General features: G+C 67.0%; 10 protein-coding genes. 6 read left to right on the forward strand and 4 right to left on the reverse strand.

What is annotated here, in order from left to right; all coding sequences use genetic code 11:
- Positions 1 to 64: 64 nt before the first annotated feature.
- The gene (locus ACFC0O_RS28290; RefSeq protein WP_375962896.1) at positions 65 to 1,534 is read right to left on the reverse strand and encodes a flavin-containing monooxygenase; all 1,470 of its coding nucleotides are present in this window, start codon (positions 1,532 to 1,534) and stop codon (positions 65 to 67) included.
- A gap of 494 nt (positions 1,535 to 2,028) precedes the next feature.
- On the opposite strand from ACFC0O_RS28290, the gene ACFC0O_RS28295 reads away from it, so the two are divergent.
- Both ACFC0O_RS28295 and ACFC0O_RS28300 read left to right on the forward strand, forming a co-directional pair.
- The gene (locus tag ACFC0O_RS28295; protein WP_375962898.1) at positions 2,029 to 3,666 is read left to right on the forward strand and encodes a long-chain fatty acid--CoA ligase; all 1,638 of its coding nucleotides are present in this window, start codon (positions 2,029 to 2,031) and stop codon (positions 3,664 to 3,666) included.
- A gap of 183 nt (positions 3,667 to 3,849) precedes the next feature.
- Entirely contained in the window at positions 3,850 to 5,469 is a 1,620-nt protein-coding gene (locus tag ACFC0O_RS28300; RefSeq protein ID WP_375962900.1) for an acyl-CoA synthetase, read from the forward strand.
- A gap of 49 nt (positions 5,470 to 5,518) precedes the next feature.
- On the opposite strand, the gene ACFC0O_RS28305 is transcribed toward ACFC0O_RS28300, so the two are convergent.
- On the reverse strand, positions 5,519 to 5,944 hold the full coding sequence (locus tag ACFC0O_RS28305) for an EF-hand domain-containing protein (protein WP_375962902.1): 426 nt from the start codon (positions 5,942 to 5,944) through the stop codon (positions 5,519 to 5,521).
- A gap of 143 nt (positions 5,945 to 6,087) precedes the next feature.
- On the opposite strand from ACFC0O_RS28305, the gene ACFC0O_RS28310 reads away from it, so the two are divergent.
- Positions 6,088 to 7,464: a protein kinase gene (locus ACFC0O_RS28310; protein ID WP_375962904.1), complete on the forward strand. Its 1,377-nt coding sequence runs from the start codon at positions 6,088 to 6,090 to the stop codon at positions 7,462 to 7,464.
- A gap of 54 nt (positions 7,465 to 7,518) precedes the next feature.
- Here the strand turns inward: ACFC0O_RS28310 and ACFC0O_RS28315 are convergent, their stop codons facing one another.
- Positions 7,519 to 7,911 (reverse strand): SCO5389 family protein, encoded by a 393-nt coding sequence (locus ACFC0O_RS28315; protein WP_364641202.1) that lies wholly within the window; start codon positions 7,909 to 7,911, stop codon positions 7,519 to 7,521.
- 57 nt (positions 7,912 to 7,968) lie between these two features.
- Positions 7,969 to 9,018, reverse strand: coding sequence for a nitronate monooxygenase (locus tag ACFC0O_RS28320; RefSeq protein ID WP_375962907.1), 1,050 nt, complete (start codon positions 9,016 to 9,018; stop codon positions 7,969 to 7,971).
- A 279-nt stretch (positions 9,019 to 9,297) separates the two neighbouring features.
- Here ACFC0O_RS28320 and ACFC0O_RS28325 point away from each other — a divergent pair, with 279 nt between their 5' ends.
- The 3 genes from ACFC0O_RS28325 (at position 9,298) to ACFC0O_RS28335 (ending at position 18,614) form a co-directional block, all read left to right on the forward strand.
- Positions 9,298 to 10,056, forward strand: coding sequence for a M23 family metallopeptidase (locus tag ACFC0O_RS28325; RefSeq protein ID WP_375962909.1), 759 nt, complete (start codon positions 9,298 to 9,300; stop codon positions 10,054 to 10,056).
- Between the two features lie 59 nt (positions 10,057 to 10,115).
- The gene (locus ACFC0O_RS28330) at positions 10,116 to 11,096 is read left to right on the forward strand and encodes a helix-turn-helix transcriptional regulator (protein WP_364641192.1); all 981 of its coding nucleotides are present in this window, start codon (positions 10,116 to 10,118) and stop codon (positions 11,094 to 11,096) included.
- Positions 11,097 to 11,294: 198 nt separating this feature from the next.
- Entirely contained in the window at positions 11,295 to 18,614 is a 7,320-nt protein-coding gene (locus tag ACFC0O_RS28335; protein ID WP_375962912.1) for an amino acid adenylation domain-containing protein, read from the forward strand.
- Positions 18,615 to 18,776: the final 162 nt, after the last annotated feature.

Here is an 18,776-nt window from a genome sequence, read left to right on the forward strand (position 1 = left end):
ACAATTCTAGATGACGGCAGTAACAGTCTCAGACAGTTCGGGGGGTGAGTCAAGGGTGCGGACCTCAGCGTCCCGGGGCGCGCTCCTCGTCATAATCGGACGGCTTGAAAGTGCTTGTCTTCCAGCGGAAGAGCACCGTGGCCCCGGGCCAGTTATTGGTGATCCGCCCCGACGCGTTGCGATACCAGCTGGAGCAGAAGTTCCAGGGCGTGTCCTTCAAACGCCGCTGCAACCAGTCGTCCCAGGACTGTTCGACCTCGGGCTTGGCGGCCAGGAACCGCCCCGGCTTCGCCGCCAGATACTCCGCCACCTGCCGGATGTACCGGGCCTGCGACTCCAGCATGTAGATGATCGAACCCGAGCCGACATTGGTGTTCGGCCCGTACATCATGAACAGATTCGGGAAGCCCGGCACCGACATGCCCAGGTACGCGCGCGCGCCCTCCGCCGACCACTCATCGGCCAGCTTGCGCCCGTTCAATCCGTAAATATGCATGGGCGCAAGGAATTCCGTGCCCTTGAACCCGGTGCCGTACACGATCACATCCACCGGATGCTCCACCCCGTCCGCGGTGCGGATGCCGGTGGGGGTGACGGCCTCGATGGCGGTGGTCTCCACGTGCACATTGGACTGTCCCAGCGCGGGCATGTACTCGTTCGAGAACAAGCCGCGCTTACAGCCCGCCGCGTAATCGGGAGTCAGCTTGGCGCGCAAGGCCGGATCGGGCACCTGCTTCTCCCGATGCCGATCCGCGAGCGCGATCACCGGCGTCTTCATCGCGGGAATATCGGTGAGCGCCAACGCGAGTACCTCGAACAGCGCCCAGATGGCGAACCGCTCCGCCGCGCGCGTACCGGGCACGTGTTTGAACAGGGTGTGGTGCAGCGCGGTGTACTCGGTGTCGAATTTGGGCAGCACCCAGGCGGCCGAGCGCTGGAACAGCGTCAGCTGCGCGACCTTCGGCTGAATCGCCGGAATGTATTGAATGGCACTGGCTCCCGTGCCGATGCATGCCACGCGTTTGCCGGTGAGGTCGACCGAGTGATCCCATTGCGCGGAGTGGAACGCCGCCCCGGTGAAACTGTCGATGCCCGGCAGATTCGGCATGGCCGGGCGGGAGAGCTGCCCCACCGCCGGAATCAGAATATCCGCGATATGGGTGACGCCGTCGGCGGTGCGCACCCGCCAAATGCCGGACTGCTCATCGAATTCCGCCTCGACGACCTCCACCCCGAACTCGATTTTCGCGGGCAGGCCGTGCTTCTCGGCGACCGTGCGCATGTACTCGTGAATATCGGCCTGATGCGAGAACCGGCGCGGCCAATCGGATTTCGGCTCGAACGACCACGAGTAGAGCGGTGAGGGCACATCGCAGGCGGCTCCGGGATAGGTGTTCTCCCGCCAGACGCCGCCCAGATCGGCGGCCTTCTCCAGAATGGTGAAGTTGGTCAGGCCGTGGCGCTGCAGCTCCAGCGCCATGCCGAGCCCGGCGAACCCGGCGCCGATGATCAGGATGGACGGCTCACGATTCATGATTCGACAGTAAAGCCATCGGCGCTGGTCACGCAGACATCCACGGTCATCGAATCTATATTTTCGGCCATTTCAGCGAGTGTTCGCACCGCATTGTTTGCCCGCACCGGGATCCTCCGGGCTCACCGGAATCTTTCTGGGACGGTGAGCACCGTCTGACCTGCGACGCTGTCGCCGACTGGACAGCCCACCGCTCCACTACCTATATTCACGGAGAATCTTGCTCCAATTTGCTTGTCCTGGTTAGTGATTGGCTATTCTGCGGCGCCGCAGGGGGCGTCGTTGCAAGCTCGCTCCTGGCCGGGACTTCGAGGCCGGCAGGTCATCGCGTAGGCGGTGGCAGGTCGGCGCTGGCTGCGGGTGGCGGAGGTGGGGTCCGCCACCCGCAGCTGTTATCTGCCCAGCCCCGAACCCCCGATGTCCGATTTCAGCTATCCTCCGGGGCAGTGACTCAGTTCACTCTCCAGTAGGGATATGTAGGGAGCGGTTGGGAAATGTTGAGCACAATGCAGGACGAGCAGCTGTCGCTGGCGACACTGCTGAAGTACGCGTCCACCTTCCAGGGTGAGAGCACGATTTCGACCTGGACCGGTGACGGGGTCCGTACCCAGACTTTCTCCGAGATCGGCGCGGACGCGGCCCGTCTTGCCAATGCCTTGCGTGACCTTGGCATCGGTGAGGGTGATCGGGTCGGGACCTTCATGTGGAACAACAACGAGCACATGGTCGTGTACGTGGCGGTGCCGGCGATGGGTGCGGTGCTGCACGCGTTGAACATTCGCTTGTTCCCGGAGCAGTTGGTGTATGTGGCCAATCATGCCGAGGATCAGGTGGTGATCGTCGATGGCACGTTGGTGCCGATGTTCGCGCAGTATCTGCCGAACCTTAAGACGGTGCGGCATGTGATCGTGGCCAACGGTGACGCCTCCAGCTTGACTGCGCCCGAGGGTGTGCAGGTGCATTCGTACGCGGAACTGCTTGCCGCGCAACCTGATACCTATGATTACCCGGTCGTGGACGAGCGGTCGGCGGCGGGCATGTGTTACACCTCGGGCACCACCGGTGACCCCAAGGGTGTGGTCTACTCCCACCGGTCGAATTTCCTGCACGCGATGCAGGTCTGCGCCCCCAACGGTATGGGTTTCAGCGAAGCCGACACGGTGCTGGCGATCGTGCCCCTGTTCCACGCGAACGCGTGGGGTTTGCCGTATGCGGCGATGATGTCGGGTGCGAACCTGCTGATGCCGGACCGTTTCCTGCAGCCGGGTCCGTTGCTGGAGATGATGGCTGCGATCAAGCCGACGTTCGCCGCGGCTGTGCCGACGATCTGGGGTGGTGTGCTGGCGGGGTTGCAGGCCGCGCCGCAGGACATCTCCCACCTGCGCACCTGCGTCGTCGGTGGCGCGGCGGTGCCGCCGTCCATGATGCGTGCCTTCCAGGAGCGGCACGGCGTCAAACTGCTGCATGCCTGGGGCATGACCGAAACCTCCCCGCTCGGTTCCGTGGCGCATCCGCCCGCGACCGCCGAAGGCGATGAGGAATGGGCCTACCGCTACACCCAGGGCCGCTTCCCCGCGGGCGTGCAGGCGCGCCTGGTCGGCGATGACGGCGCAGTGGTGCCGAATGACGGTGTCGCCCTCGGTGAGCTGGAAGTGAAGGGCCCCTGGATCACCGGCTCGTACTACTCGCCGAGCGGCACGGTGGTCGATCCCGACAAGTTCGACGACGGCTGGCTGCGCACCGGGGATGTCGGCAAGATCAGCCCCAATGGCTATCTGACGCTGGTGGATCGGTCCAAGGACGTCATCAAGTCCGGTGGCGAGTGGATCTCCTCGGTGGATCTGGAGAACGCGGTCGTCGGTCATCCGGCGGTCGCCGAAGCCGCGGTCATCGGCATTCCGGATGAGAAGTGGGATGAGCGGCCGCTGGTCGCCGTCGTGCTCGCGGCCGGTGCGGAAGCCAAACCCGAAGAGCTGCGCGACTTTCTGGCCGACAAGTTCGCCAAATGGCAGCTGCCGGAGCACTGGACGTTCATCGACGAGGTGCCCAAGACCTCGGTCGGCAAATTCGACAAGAAGCGGCTGCGGGCGCAGTACGCCGACGGCGCGCTGACGGTCACCACGCTGTCCTGAGTTCCGGTCCGAGGCCCGCATCCACTTTCGGGAGGGTGCGGGCCTCGGCGTGTGCGGTGGCGCGCCGGGCGGGCGCCGCGCGCCGGGGTGCGAGGTTCGACGAGCTCTGGCGGTGGGCAGCGGGCGCGGTTAGTTTGAGGGCAGATGCCCACAGTGGGGTGGGACGTGAGGATGGGGTGTTGTATGACGCTCGGAGTGCTTCGGTCGGTGGGGGAGCGGGCTTATCTCGAGCTCGAATCCGCGCGGTTGTTCCTGGATGCGGGGCTGGCGCGCATCGAATCGCCGACGGTGCTGCTGTCCGCGGCCACCTCGCTGCTGCGCTACGGGACCATCGCCGCCGCACTGCGGCTTTCGGCCGCGCGCTATCCGGAGCGCACCGCGCTGATCGACGAACTGGGCTCGCTCACCTTCGCCGAATTGGAGGATCGCTCCAATCGGCTCGCCAACGCCTGGCGCGAACGCGGGCTGAAACCCCGTGAGGGCGTGGCGATTCTGGCGCGCAACCATCGCGGGCTGGTGGACGCCATTTTCGCGGCGGCCAAATGCGGGGCGCGCATCATCCTGCTCAACACCGACTTCGCGGGACCGCAAATTCGGGACGTGGCTACGCGCGAGGGCACCGATCTGCTGGTGTACGACGCGGAATACGCGCACATGCTCGATGAGGTGACACCGCTGCGGGGCGGCTATCTGGCCTGGACGGACGAGCCGAGCGACAACAGCCTGGAAGCGCTGATCGCGGCGGGTTCCCCCGCCGCCCCGCCCGGGCCCGGGGCCGAACCTCGAATCATCCTGCTGACCAGCGGCACCACGGGAACGCCCAAGGGTGCGGCCCGGCCGGAACCGAAATCGCTCGCACCGCTGGGCGGACTGCTGTCCAAGGTGCCGTTCCGGGCGGGCGAGGTCACCGAATGCTGCGCCCCGATGTTCCATACCCTCGGATTCGCCTGCGGCATGCTGACTCTCGGCTTCGGATCCACGCTCGTGGTGCGCCGCAAATTCGATCCGCAGGCCGCCATCGACAGCATCGCGCGGAACCGGGCCACGACGGTTATCGCGGTGCCGGTGATGCTGGCGCGCATGATCGACCTCGGCGGTAAGGGCGTCACCGGGCGCGATCTGTCGGCGCTGCGCATTATCTTCGTGGCGGGATCGCAATTGGGCGCGCAACTGTGCCGCGAGGTGACGGCGACTTTCGGGCCGGTCGTCTACAACCTTTACGGCTCAACCGAAGTCGCGTACGCGACCATCGCGACACCGGATGATCTGGCAGTGGAGCCCGGATGCGTGGGCAGCCCGGTTCTCGGGTCGCGGGTCGAAATCCTCGACGATGCGGGCAAACGATTGCCCGCCGGGAAGACCGGGCGGATCTTCGTCGGCAATGTCATCCAGTTCGAGGGATATACGGGCGGCGGGCACAAGGAGATCATTCGCGGTCTCATGTCGTCGGGCGATGTGGGGCATTTCGACAGTGCCGGAAGACTTTTCATCGACGGGCGTGATGACGACATGATCGTCTCCGGCGGCGAGAACGTGTTTCCCGCCGAGGTCGAGGAATTGCTGTACACGCATTCCTCGGTCCGCGAGGTCGCCGTCATCGGGGTTCCGGATGAGCAGTACGGGGCGCGGCTGAAGGCGTTCGTGGTCGTCCATGCGGGGCAGCGCTTCACCGAAGATGACGTGCGGCAGTTCGTGAAGACCAATCTGGCTCGGTACAAGGTGCCCCGGGAAGTCGTTTTCCTGGAAGAGCTTCCGCGCAACCCGACCGGGAAGGTGTTGAAGCGGAAGCTGCTCGAAGTGTAAGGCTGGGAATCCGGGGGGGATGGCCGCCAGCGCGATCGCGCCGGCGTCTCTACCTTTGGGCCAGCTCGGCGAGGAGGGCGGCGAATTCGGCTCGGGAGAGGTGGCCGTCGCCGTCGGTGTCCGCGGCCGCGAGGAGGGCTTCGGCGGACTCCTCGGAGAGGTCCGGGCAGGTGCGGAGGAGGGATTCGAGTTCGTCGACCTCGATGACCTGGTTCCGGTTGACGTCGAAGGTGTCGAAAGCGGCGTCGGCGTCGGTGATTTCGGGGTCGCGGCCCAGGCGCGCGGCGTCGAATTCGGCGCGGGAGATGAGCCAGTCGCCGTCGGTGTCGGCGGCGGCTACCAGGCGCTGCACGGCGGCTTCGTCGATTTCCAAGCCCAGGGCGGTGATTCCCGCGAGGATGTCGTCGGCGGAGATCTGGCCGTCACCGTCTCGATCCCAGAGGTCGAAGGTGTCGGCGGGGTCGTTGCTCGCCACGGGTGCTCCTCTATGCAGATTGTGGTCTCCGGCAGCAGAATTACGCACACGGGGAGTGGCGGTCAAGAGCGCGGGAGATACGTCACCCGTGGGTCGTATGCTGAGCGCCTGCCCGATACGGGTGTTTGAAAGGAAGACGGTTGTTGGGGGACGGGACGCTCGGTCACTATCGGCTCATCATGCTGCTTGGGCAGGGCGGTATGGGGCAGGTGTGGCTGGCACAGGACACCCGTATGGGCCGTGATGTGGCGCTGAAGGTGCTGCCCGCGGATCTCGCCACCGATATGGACTATCGGCGGCGATTCGAACGGGAAGCACAGCTGGCGGCGCGCCTGCGCGGACCGCATATCGTGCCCATCCACAACTTCGGTGAACTCGACGGACGCCTGTTCATCGATATGGAGTTGATCGACGGCACCGATCTCGACGATGTCCTCAAACACCGCGGGGCCTTCGCGCCCGCCGCCGCCGTCGACATGGTGGAGCAGATCGCCTCGGCGCTGGATATGGCGCATGACGCGGGGCTGATCCACCGGGATGTGAAGCCGTCGAATGTCGTTGTGCTGCCCAGCGGATTCGCGTATCTGATCGACTTCGGACTGGCACGGGGAGCGGGGTCGACGGCATTGACCTCCACCGGCGTCACCGTGGGCACCTGGGCCTATATGGCTCCGGAGCGGTTCTCCGGGGTGGATGACATCCGGTCCGACGTCTACTCGCTGGCCTGCCTGCTGTTCGAATGTCTCACGGGCAAAAGACCATTCGGCGACAAAGACGCGGCCCAGCAGATGCTCGCCCATATGACCGCCCCGCCACCGCGTGCCAGCGCGCTCGCACCCGCCGTGCCCGTGGCATTGGATCGGGTGATCGCGCGCGGTCTGGCCAAGACCCCGGACCAGCGTTACGAGAGTGCGGGCGAACTGGCCGCCGCGGCGCGAACGGCGCTCGACGCCCCCGCCCCGGTGCACGTGTCCGAACCCATACCGATGCGCGGCCCCGTCCCGATATCGCCCAATTACGGTCCCGCGGCACAGGGTCATCCACAGCCGATGCCGAGTTATCCACCGGCCGCACGGAGTTATGCACCGGCCGTACCGGGCGGCCAGGTCGCCGCGTCCGGGTACGCGGCCGCTCAGGTTCGGCTTTCGGTCGCACCGGGTTATGCGCCGGTGGAGAACAGCTATCCGCCGGTCGCTCAGCACTATTCACCCGCGCCGAGTTATCCGCCTGCGGCGCAGGCTTATTCGCCTACGGTGCAGCAGTTTCCGCAGCGGGGGTCCGGGCCGCATCCGACCCGGCCGCCGATCACGTTCTGGCGGGTGGTGCTGTGGGTGGCGATCGCCATCGGATGCGTGTTCTTCGGCATGCTGACGATCGCGGCGGTCTGCATCACCTTCTCGCCGGGCTGGGGATCGTGGGGTGCGGGGATATTCGCCCACGCCTGGTTCGACGGGTCATTCGCCCTATGCGTGTACGCGGCGTATCGGCAGGTCAAATTGTTCCGGCGGCCGAAACCCTGAGCGCGCGCAGCGGCGCGGCCGGAATGCTCCGGCCGCGCCGATACCGTTGTGCGCTCAGCAGTTACGGAGCTCCGGGCTCTGATTGAGCAGCTGTGCGCGGGTCGAGATGAAGGTGCTGTACGTATCGCCGCCGACCGCCGCCAGCGGGAACGCCGCGACGCGGTGACAGTTCTGGAAGGCGAGCTTCACGCCGAAGTGACGTTCGAGACCGCCGCGGATGGCGTCCGAGGCCATGGCGCGCAGCAGCTGGCCACGGGCCACCTCGTCCGGCGGCGGGATCACATTGTCCGCGTATTCCTGAGTGCCGGAATGTAAATCGGCCGCCACCCGGCTGACGACCTCATATGCGTAGGGCAGTGAGCTGCGGACGCATTCCACGAATTCGTCATCGCTGACTTCACCGCGTTCGGCGCGCTCGAGTAGTGCGCTGGGTACGTCGAGTGACATATCGCTCTCCTCATGGGATGGCGGATGGTGTCAGCCGATTCTAATCGCTAACCGTTGTCAATAACCCTGGATTCGGATCGAAACCGCCCTATTCAGAGCCTCTTTCGCTTCCAGCGACAGCTGCCGGACCAGCTCGCCCGCCGGTAGCTCGGGTGCGAGCGAATGCGCTTGACCTGCCCAGAGATTCACTTCGTCGGCATTGCCCGCGGCACGCGCGGCGGCCCGCAAAGGCCCGGTGGCGTAATGGATTTCGGGGTAGGCGGCCGGGGCCTGCTGATGGTCAAGCATGAACTGGTTGCGCAGTCCGCGCGCCCGGCGGCCGGTGAAGGCGCGGGTGAGCATGGTGGGGGTGTCGAGGGTGATGGCATCGCGGATCAGGGGTGCGGTGCCCGCCTCGGGGCAGCGCAGGAAGGCGGTGCCGATCTGGGCGGCCGCGGCTCCGGCGGTCAGCACCGCGGCGAGGGCCGCACCGGTGGTGACTCCGCCGGTGGCGATCACCGGGAGATCCACGGCGGCGGTCAACAGCTGCAATAGCGCGAGCAGGCCGAGCGGATCGGCGGTGTCGTCTTCGGGCCGGTCGGCGAAGCTGCCGCGATGGCCGCCCGCCTCACCGCCCTGGGCGATGAGCGCGTCCGCACCGGCTTCGGCGGCGATGCGGGCTTCGGCCACCGAGGTGACGGTCACCCAGACCTCGGTGCCGACCGCGTGCAGTCGCGCGATCTCCTCGGGGGAGGGGCAGCCGAAGGTGCTGGAGACGACGCGAACGGGGTCGGCGATCAGCAGTTCGAGCTTGGCCGCCCACGCGTCGGTATCGAATCTCGGTTCGCCGACAGGGAATTCGCGTGCCAGCTGATCAACATAGTCACCGAAACTGGTCACAGGACTAGGTGCGGAGGGGTAAAACAGATTCACGCCGAATGCCGCGGAGGTGAGGGTGCGCGTCTGCTTTATTCGCCCGCCGAGATCTTCCGCGCCGAGATATCCGGCCCCGAGAAATCCCAAGCCGCCCGCATCGGACACCGCGGCCGCCAGTTCGGGTGTGGACGGCCCGCCCGCCATGGGGGCCAGCACGATCGGCGTATTCAGCTCATCGAGTAGCACACGCATCAGTGTGCGCTCCCGATTTCCGGACGTGATCAACCGGTGGCAGCTACCACCTGGAATCTTCGAACGCAAGGTTGCGGAATGGTCACGGGGGAGTATTGTTTCTGTCACAGCGATGCCGAATCGTTACCGGACTATCGAACGCTAGGACGAGCTTTGTCGCACCACCGAGAGACCGCGAACTCCGTATCAGTTATGGACTTGCTTGGTGATTCTGGTGCCGGTCGTACTGGCGCCGTCGCACGTAAACGGCACCGGGCCGAACCCTCCACCGCTGACCGCGTGAAGGTCGCCGCCGGAGCCGCGGTCGCCGCGAGTGCCCTGATCGGCACCGCGACGCAGATGGTTCCCGCGCTGGCCCACGCCGCGCCGATCGCCCCCAATCATGAGGACAAGTCGGCTGGACAGGATCTCGCACTGCGCGATGTGGCGCAGTCGGTCAAGCAGGCCGCCGATGTCGCCGCGCCTGCTCCCGCTCCGACAGCCGAACCGGTTGCGGATGGCGGCAAACCTGTCGCGGCTCCCGCGCCCGCGCCCTTCGGATTGCAGAATCTGCCGCCGGAGATCGCGAACCCCCTCGCGCAGGCCGAAGCCACGCTGAAGGATCTGCAGCAGAAGCTGGCTCCCGCCCCCGCGGTGCGGCCGGTCGATGTGGGTGTGATCAGCTCCGGCTTCGGTTCGCGCTGGGGCGCAATGCATTACGGGATCGACTTCGCCGATGCCATCGGCACTCCGATCCACTCGGTCATGGGTGGCACGGTGGTGGAGGCCGGTCCGGCTTCCGGTTTCGGTCTCTGGGTGCGCGTTCTGCAGGACGATGGCACCACCGCTGTCTACGGGCACGTCAATGACATGTACGTATCCGCCGGGCAGCGGGTCAATACCGGCGATGTGATCGCCACTGTCGGCAATCGCGGCAATTCCACCGGACCTCATCTGCACCTCGAGATCTGGGATGCCAACGGAACGAAGACGGATCCTCTGCCATGGCTGGCCAGCAAGGGCGTAATCATGCAGCAGCAGTGGGGCCCGGACCAGTAGAGCGTTCACCGGCCCACGCGAACGGGCGCTTCCCGGACCGGCGTATGCCGGTGGGCGCGGTGACGACACTGGATGACCTATTCGACCCTGCCTCGCTGCACGGCCGCGCCTACGCGGTGCTCGTACAGCATCCGCGTTCGACCGCGTTCGAGGTGGCCGAGCGGTTGGGCTGCCCGCCTCGGATAGCCGAGGCGGCGCTGGAAGCGCTGTGCCATCTCGAGGCCGCGGTGCGACTGACCGAGAACAACGGCACCGTGCGCTGGGACGCACATGCCCCGGAAGCCTTGTCCGAGGCCGAGACTCGACGCCGCAGCGGCGATATGTTGCGCATGCAATCGGCCGCCGCTCGCCTGGGCGAGACGTTCCGCTCGGTGCGGCGCACCACCGATGCCGATGGCGCGGTGGTCGCGGTCTACGAACGACGGCAGCTGCTGGCCGATTTCGAGGATCTGCAGCATACGGCGCATTCGGTTGTGAAGGTTGTGGAGCGCGGGCCGTTCCTATCCGATGTCGAGACCGAGGAGCGGCTGTTCGAGTTGAAGTCGGCTCGGATCACCGCCGGCATCGACTATCGGACGCTCTATCAGGAGACGATCTACCAGGACGCGGAGCGGCTGCGGCATGTGCTGGCCACCAATGCGGTGGGCGCGCAGGCGCGGACGCTGCCCGATCCGCCCATGAAGTTGATCCTGGCCGATGATCGCCGGGCCGTGCTGGTACTGCACACCGATGAGCGGCGCGGGGATCCGATGGGTGTGCGGGTCGGCCCGTCACCGACCTTGGATCTGCTGGTCAAGACGTTCGACTCGCTGTGGTCCATGGCCACGCCCATCTCGGTGAATCCCTCGGAATCGCTCGATGAGCGGGATCGGGCCATTCTGACCTTGATGAGCATGGGCGCCACCGATGACACCATCGCGCGCCGGCTGGGCCTGTCGCGGCGAACCGTGGTGCGGCGCACCGCCAGTCTGCTGGAGCGGCTCGGGGCCAGCACCCGGTTCCAGGCGGGCGTGCAGGCCACCCGTAGAGGGTGGCTGTAAATGGCTGTGGCTCAGGTCACATGGTTGCAACGCTCCGGTACGGGTACCGATAGTCACTGAGCTCGAGGCCGTGATCGCGGCTCTGTGGGCCCGATATGATTGCTCAGTCCGCCTACCCGGGCGCCGCCGTCGTCGACTTGGGTCGGCCGAAGGTCTTCGGCGTGGGGACCGTTTGACCCGAGAGGTGAATGCACTCGAATGGATACTGCCCGCCGTACAGCTCGCGGTTCTCGTCGGCGTCGGTCCGGCAGCCCTCTCTTCGGGCAGCTCCTCACCGCCGCGGTCGAATCCGCGGCCGATACCATCGCCATCCGGTACAACCCGACCGGTCAGCCCGCTGACCAGCGCGAGATAAGCTACCGCGACCTGGACGCGCAGTCGTCCCAGCTGGCGCGTGAACTGATCGGCCGCGGTGTCGGACCGGGCGATATGGTCGCCATCGGCATCACCCGATCCATCGAATCCGTGCTCGCGGTGTGGGCCATCGCCAAGACCGGCGCGGCCTATGTACCGGTCGACCCGGCCTATCCGCCGGATCGGATCGAACATCTGCTCACCGATTCGAGTGCGGTGCTCGGGCTGACCACCCGGGAGCATCGGGGATCGCTGGGGACCGCCACCTACTGGATCGAACTGGATGATCCGGTGCGCGCGGAGCGGATCGCTTCGCAGCCTTCGCACCCGATCTCCTACGCGGACCGGGTGCGCGCGCTCACCGAGCAGCATCCGGCCTATGTCATCTATACGTCGGGATCCACCGGCAAGCCCAAGGGTGTGGTGGTCACGCACACCGGTTTGGCCGGACTGGTCGCCGCCGAGCGCGAGCACTACGACGTCACCGCGGATTCGCGAGTGCTGCACGTATGTTCGCCGAGTTTCGATGTGTCGGTCCTGGAGTTGATGCTGGCGTTCACCGCCGGTGCGACGCTGGTGATCGCGCCGGCCGGGGTGTTCGGCGGTGTCGAGCTCGCGGAACTGCTGGGGCGCGAACGGGTTTCGCATGTGCTGATCACGCCCGGTGCGCTGGAGTCGGTGGATTCGACTGGGCTGAGCGAACTTACGACCGTCGTGGTGGCGGGCGACAAGTTCGGACCGGAACTGGTGAGCCGCTGGGCCACCGCCGAGCGGTCGTTCTACAACGGTTACGGGCCCACCGAGGCGACGATTCTGGCCACCAGCAGCGCACCGCTGCTGCCGGGCGAGGCGGTGACCATCGGGTCTGCCGTGCCGGGTGTCGGTGCGTTCGTACTCGACGCACGACTGCGGCCGGTGCCGGACGGTGTCGTCGGTGAGCTGTATCTGTCGGGTCCGGCGTTGGCGCAGGGGTACAACCGTCGACCGGGGTTGACGGCGGAACGGTTCGTGGCCAGTCCATTCGGCGAGGCGACCGAGGCGCCGGGGGCGCGGCTGTACCGCACCGGTGACCTGGTGAAGCGGACCGAATCCGGTGTGATCGAGTACCTGGGCCGCTCCGATTTCCAGGTGAAGATTCGCGGTCTGCGCATCGAACTGGGCGAGATCGACAATGCTCTCACCGCACACGCGGATGTGGATTACGCTGCGACACTTGGCAAGACGCTACCGTCGGGCGCGGTAGCGCTGGTTTCGTATGTATTGCCACGCCCGGGAACCACCCTCGACGCCGATGAGCTGGCGGTATTCGTCGGCGAGTCCTTGCCCGCGTACATGGTGCCCGCCGCCATCGTGCTGCTGGACGAGATTCCGCTGACCCCGGTGGGCAAGCTGGACCGTAATGCCCTGCCGGAGCCGGTTTTCGCCGCCCGTGAATTCCGCGCGCCCGCCACGCCGACGGAAGAGGCGGTGGCGCAGGTCTTCGCGACGCTGCTGATTCCGGATAATCCGGACGCTCGCGTCGGCGCGGATGACGACTTCTTCGAGCTGGGCGGCAACTCGCTGCTGGCCGCGCAGGCGGCGGCCCGTATCGGCACCGCCCTCGATGTGCGGGTGCCGGTACACGTGCTGTTCGAGGCTTCCACGGTGTCCGCGCTGGCGCAGCGGCTCGATGGTGAGACCGCCCCGGCCGCCGGTCCGGCGCTGGGCTCGCTGCCGCGCCCGGAGCGGATACCGCTGTCGTTCGCACAGCAGCGCATGTGGTTCCTGAACCGGTTCGATCCCGACAGCGCGGTGGACAATATCCCGCTGGCGGTGCGGTTGAGCGGTGCGGTCGATGTCGAGGCCCTGCGGGCGGCCGCCCGGGATCTCGTTGCGCGGCACGAGGTTCTGCGAACCATCTACCCGGAGGTGGATGGCGAGGGCTACCAGCTGGTGCTCCCGGTGACCGACGCCCGGGCCGTGCCGGAGCTGCCGCTGGTCGATATCGACGCGGCGGATATTCCGGAGCGGGTGGCCGAAATCGTCGGCGCCGGTTTCGATGTCACGACCGCGCCGCCGATTCGCCTGCGGCTGTTGCGGATTGCCGCCGAAGAGTTCGTGCTGGTCGCCACCGTGCATCACATCTCCGCCGATGGCGTGTCCATGGGACCGCTGGCGCGGGATCTGGTCACCGCCTACGCCGAGCGGGCGCGCGGCGCCGAACCGCAGTGGACGCCGCTGGAGGTGCACTACGCGGATTACGCGGTGTGGCAGCGCGAGACGCTGGGCAGCGAGGACGATCCGGAATCGCTGCTGGCACAGCAGATCGCGTACTGGCGGGCGACCCTGGACGATCTGCCGGATGAGCTGGTGCTCCCGTCGGATCGGCCGCGGCCCCCGGTCGCCTCGTATCAGGGCGGGACCTTCGGTTTCCGGATCAGCGATGAGGTGTACGCCGGGGCGCGGCGGCTGGCCGAGAGCCGGAACACCACGCTGTTCATGGTGGTGCACGCGGCGCTGGCGGTGCTGCTGGCGCGGTTGTCGGGTACCCGGGATATCGCCATCGGCACGCCGGTGGCGGGGCGCGGTGAGGCCGAACTCGACGATCTGATCGGCATGTTCGTCAATACGCTGGTGCTGCGCAGCGATGTGGATCCGGCGCTCAGCTTCGAGGATCTGCTCAAGAGCGTGCGCGAGCACGATGTGCGCGCCTTCGGGCATGCCGACGTGCCGTTCGAGCGCCTGGTGGAGCTGCTGGATCCGGCGCGGTCGCAGGCGCGCAATCCGCTGTTCCAGGTGATGCTGGCGTTCCAGAACATGGCGCCGACGCGGCTGGAGCTGCCCGGGTTGAGTGTGGCGGGTGCCGATCTCGAGATTCCGTTCGCGAAGTTCGATTTGCAGCTGACCATGGCCGAATCGCATGACGAGCGCGGCGACGCCAGTGGACTCGCGGGTGAATTCTCTTACGCCCTGGACCTTTTCGACGAGGCCACGGTGGCGGTATTCGCCGAGCGGTTCGAACGGATCCTGGGCGTGGTGGCCGCGGATCCGGGTATCGCGGTCGGCGATGTCGCCATTTTCGATGCCGCCGAGCGGCAGCGGGTGGTGCGCGACTGGAATGCCACCGGATTCGATCTGGAGGCCGCGGTCGGATTGCCGGAAGGCGTTCCGCCGACGCTGGTTTCGATGTTCGACGCGCAGGTGGCGGCCACCCCGGACGCCATCGCGCTGGTCTTCGAGGATGAGCGGCTCACCTATCGGGAATTGCAGCAGCGGGCCAACAGGCTCGCGCGGCGGCTCATGATGGGGCAGTACGCGCTGGAGCCGGAAGCGCTGGTGGCGCTTGCCATCCGGCGCTCCACCGAACTCGTCGTCGCCATGTACGCGGTGGTGCAGGCGGGCGCGGCCTATGTGCCGATCGATCCGGATCAGCCGCTGGACCGCATCGGGCATATTCTCGATACCGCGCAGCCCCGGATGATTCTGACCACGCACGCGGACGGTTTCGAGTCCGGGCGGGCCATCACCACCCTGAACGTGGAAGAGCTGGAGCGGGCCGCGCAGGGTCTCGATGGGTCGCCCATCGCCGACCTCGAGCGCAATCAGCCGCTGGCGGCGGACAATACGGCCTATGTGATCTTCACATCCGGTTCCACGGGTAAGCCCAAGGGTGTGGCGGTGAGCCACCGCGCCATCGTGAACCGGCTGGTCTGGATGCAGGCGCAATACCGGCTGACCGCCGAAGACGCGGTGCTGCAGAAGACTCCGGCGACGTTCGACGTGTCGGTATGGGAGTTCTTCTGGCCGTTGCAGGCCGGGGCGCGACTGGTGGTTGCCAAGCCGGATGGGCATCGCGATCCTGTGTATTTGGCGCAGGTAATTGCCGAACAAGGTATTACCACAGCGCATTTCGTGCCGTCGATGCTTTCGGTGTTCGTTGGCACGCTCGGTCGGTCCGAGGCCGCCGGGCTGCGGTTGCGGCAGGTGTTCGCCTCCGGTGAGGCGCTGCCGGGCGGTACCGCCCAGCAGCTGCGCGAGCTGACCGGTGCCCGGCTGCACAACCTGTACGGGCCCACCGAGGCCGCGGTCGACGTCACCTATCACGAGGTGACCGATCTGGACGGCAGCTCGGTGCCGATCGGCGCACCGGTCTTCAATACCCAGGTGTACGTGCTGGATTCGCGATTGAATCCGGTGCCGGTGGGTGTCGCGGGTGAGCTGTATCTGGCCGGCGTGCAGCTGGCGCGCGGATATGTGGCGCGACCGGATCTGACCGCGGATCGGTTCGTCGCCGATCCGTTCGGGCACGGCGAGCGCATGTACCGCACCGGCGACCTGGTGAAGTGGAGCGATGCCGGGGAGCTGGAGTACCTGGGGCGCACCGACTTCCAGGTGAAGCTGCGCGGTCTGCGCATCGAACTGGGCGAGATCGAGGCGGCGCTGCTGGCGCGGCCGGGCGTCACACAGGCGGTCGTGGTGGTGCGCGCGGACGCGCACGCCGGGGATCAGCTCATCGGTTACGTGGTGGGTGCCGCCGAGCCGGAGGAGCTGAAAGCCGCACTGGCGCAGTCCCTGCCGTCGTACATGGTGCCGTCGGCGGTGCTGGTGCTTGACGAGTTCCCGCTCAACGCCTCGGGCAAGCTGGATCGCAGGGCGCTGCCCGCGCCGGTGTTCGAGGCCAAGGTGTTCCGCGCGCCCGCCACCCCGATCGAGGAGATCGTGGCGGGGGTGTTCGCGGATCTGCTCGGCACCGACCGGGTGGGCGCGGATGACGACTTCTTCGAGCTGGGCGGTAATTCGCTGATCGCCACCCGGGCCGTGGCCCGGGTGAACGAGGCGCTGGACACCAATGTCGGCGTGCGCGAATTGTTCGAGACCTCAACGGTTTCCGGGCTCGCGGCGCGCATCGTGCCGGGTGCGGGCACCGGGGCGCGGCCGCCGCTGGTGGCGGGGGAGCGGCCCGCGCGGGTGCCGCTGTCGCTGGCACAGCAGCGCATGTGGGTGCTGAATCAGTTCGATCCGGATTCGCCCGCGTACAACATCCCGATGGCCATTCGCCTGCAGGGCGCACTGGACGTGCCCGCGCTGCGGCAGGCCGTGGAGGATGTGCTGACCCGGCACGAGGTGCTGCGCACCCGGTATCCGGAGTCGGCTCCGGGGGCGGCGGCCTATCAGGAGATCCTGTCGGTGGCCGAGGTGCTGCCGAACGGGCTGGAGGTCGAGCGGGCGACCGATATCGGCGCGCGCGTCTCCGAGCTGGTTTTCACCGGATTCGATGTGGCGGAACGGGTTCCGGTCCGGGTGCGGTTGATCACCGGCGACGATCCGGACGATTATCTGCTGGTGCTGGTGGCGCATCACATCTCCGCGGACGGCGCGTCGATGGCTCCGCTGGCGCGGGATCTGATGACCGCCTATCTGGCGCGCGCCGCCGGACAGGATCTGAATTGGACGCCGCTGGCGGTGCAGTACGCCGATTTCGCGGTGTGGCAGCGCGCGGTCGTGGGCGTGGAATCGGACGAAGACTCCACCGCCGCGGCGCAATTGGCGTTCTGGCGGGAACAGCTGGCGGATCTGCCCGCGGGACCGGGTCTGCCGGTCGACCGGATGCGGACCGCGACGTCGACCATGGCGGGTGCGTTCCTGGACTTCAGCCTGCCCGCCGAGGTGCACGCCGGACTCAATCGTATTGCGCGCGGGCACAACGCATCGCTGTTCATGGTGGTGCACGCGGCGGTCGCGGCCTGGCTGGCGCGGTTGTCCGGCACCGGCGATGTGGTGATCGGCACCGCGGTCGCGGGCCGTGGTGAGCGGGCGCTGGACGATCTGGTCGGCATGTTCGTCAATACGCTGACACTGCGCACCGCGGTCGATGTGGCCGCGCCGTTCGACGCGCTGGTCGCCCGGGCGCGCGAGACCGATCTGAACGCGTTCGCCAACGCCGATGTCCCGTTCGAGCGGGTGTCCGAGGTGGCGGCGCCGGGCCGGTCGGCGGCGAATCCACTTCTGCAGGTGGTGCTTTCGCTGCAGAACACCGAGACGCCGGTGCTGGAGCTGCCCGGACTGCGGGTGTCCGCCATCGATACCGATCTGGCGGCGGCGAAGTTCGATCTGCAGATCAGCATGGAGCCGCGCGCGGGCGCGGACGGCGGGCTGGGCGAGCTGGATGTGATCTTCGCTTACGCCACAGACCTTTTCGACGAGACGACGGTCGAATCGTTCGGGCGGGTGCTGGAGCGCATCCTGATCGCGGTGGCTGCCGATCCGCATATCGCGGTCGGCGATATCGCGCTGCTGGATGCTCCGGAAGCCGGTGTGGCACAGCAGGTTTCGGAGGCCCCGGAGCCGGTCGCGGCGGTAACCCGCGGTGCGGCGCTGACCCAGGTGCTGACCACCGCGGTCGAGGACGATCCGGACGGCCCGGCGCTGGTCTGGGGCGATGAGGTCCTCACCTACCAGGAGCTCGACGCGCGGTCCTCGCGATTGGCGCGGGTGCTGATCGCGCACGGCAGCGGGCCGGGCGCGGGTGTGGTGGTGCATCTCGAGCGCGGTGTGGAACAGGTCGTCGCGGCATGGGCGGTGCTCAAGGCGGGCGCGATGCTGGTGCCGCTGGCCGCCGCCGATGCGGCGGGCCTGGATGTGAAGGTCGGTGTGACAGGCGGTTCCGCACCGGTCACCGCCGCCGGGATCGACTGGCTGGTGCTCGATGATCCGGAGGTGGTCGCGCAGATCGCCGCCGAGTCGAAGCGGCCGGTGACCTATGCCAGCCGGACCCGGGCACTGCGCGGGGATGACGCGGCGTACATCTCGGGCACGGGTGTGCTGAGTTATAACGGGCTGGCCGCCGCTGTCGAGCGGGTGCGCACCGCGACCGAGCTGACCTTCGAGTCCAGGACATTCCACCGCGGACCCGCCGATGCGGCGCTGGCACTGGTGGAGCTGGTTTCGGCGGGTGTCGTGGGTGCGTCGATCGTGCTGGTTGAAGAACTGGACGGTCTGTCTGAGGCATTGGCGGACGAGTGGGTCACGCACCTGTTCACCGATGCCGCGGGTGTGCTCGCCCTGAATTCGGTTGCGCCGGATGACCTGCGGGCCGTGATTGTCGAGGGGGGTTCCCATTCGAAGGAAGTGGAAAACGTGATTTTCACCACCCTCGAAGAGATCCCCGCAGGTCACGGCCTCTGATATGACCGCGCGGGCCGTCGTCCCAGACGGCCCGCGTTCGCTATCCACATAATTTTTCCGGGTTGTTCGCCCAGTGGGGTTACTCTCCGAGAGCTGGCAACGATAGGCGAGCCGGCCCGCGCACCCCCGACGCTTGTCGGCGCGCGGAAGCTTTGGGGAACT

It is taken from the genome of Nocardia sp. NPDC056100 (assembly GCF_042266325.1).
GTDB lineage: Bacteria > Actinomycetota > Actinomycetes > Mycobacteriales > Mycobacteriaceae > Nocardia.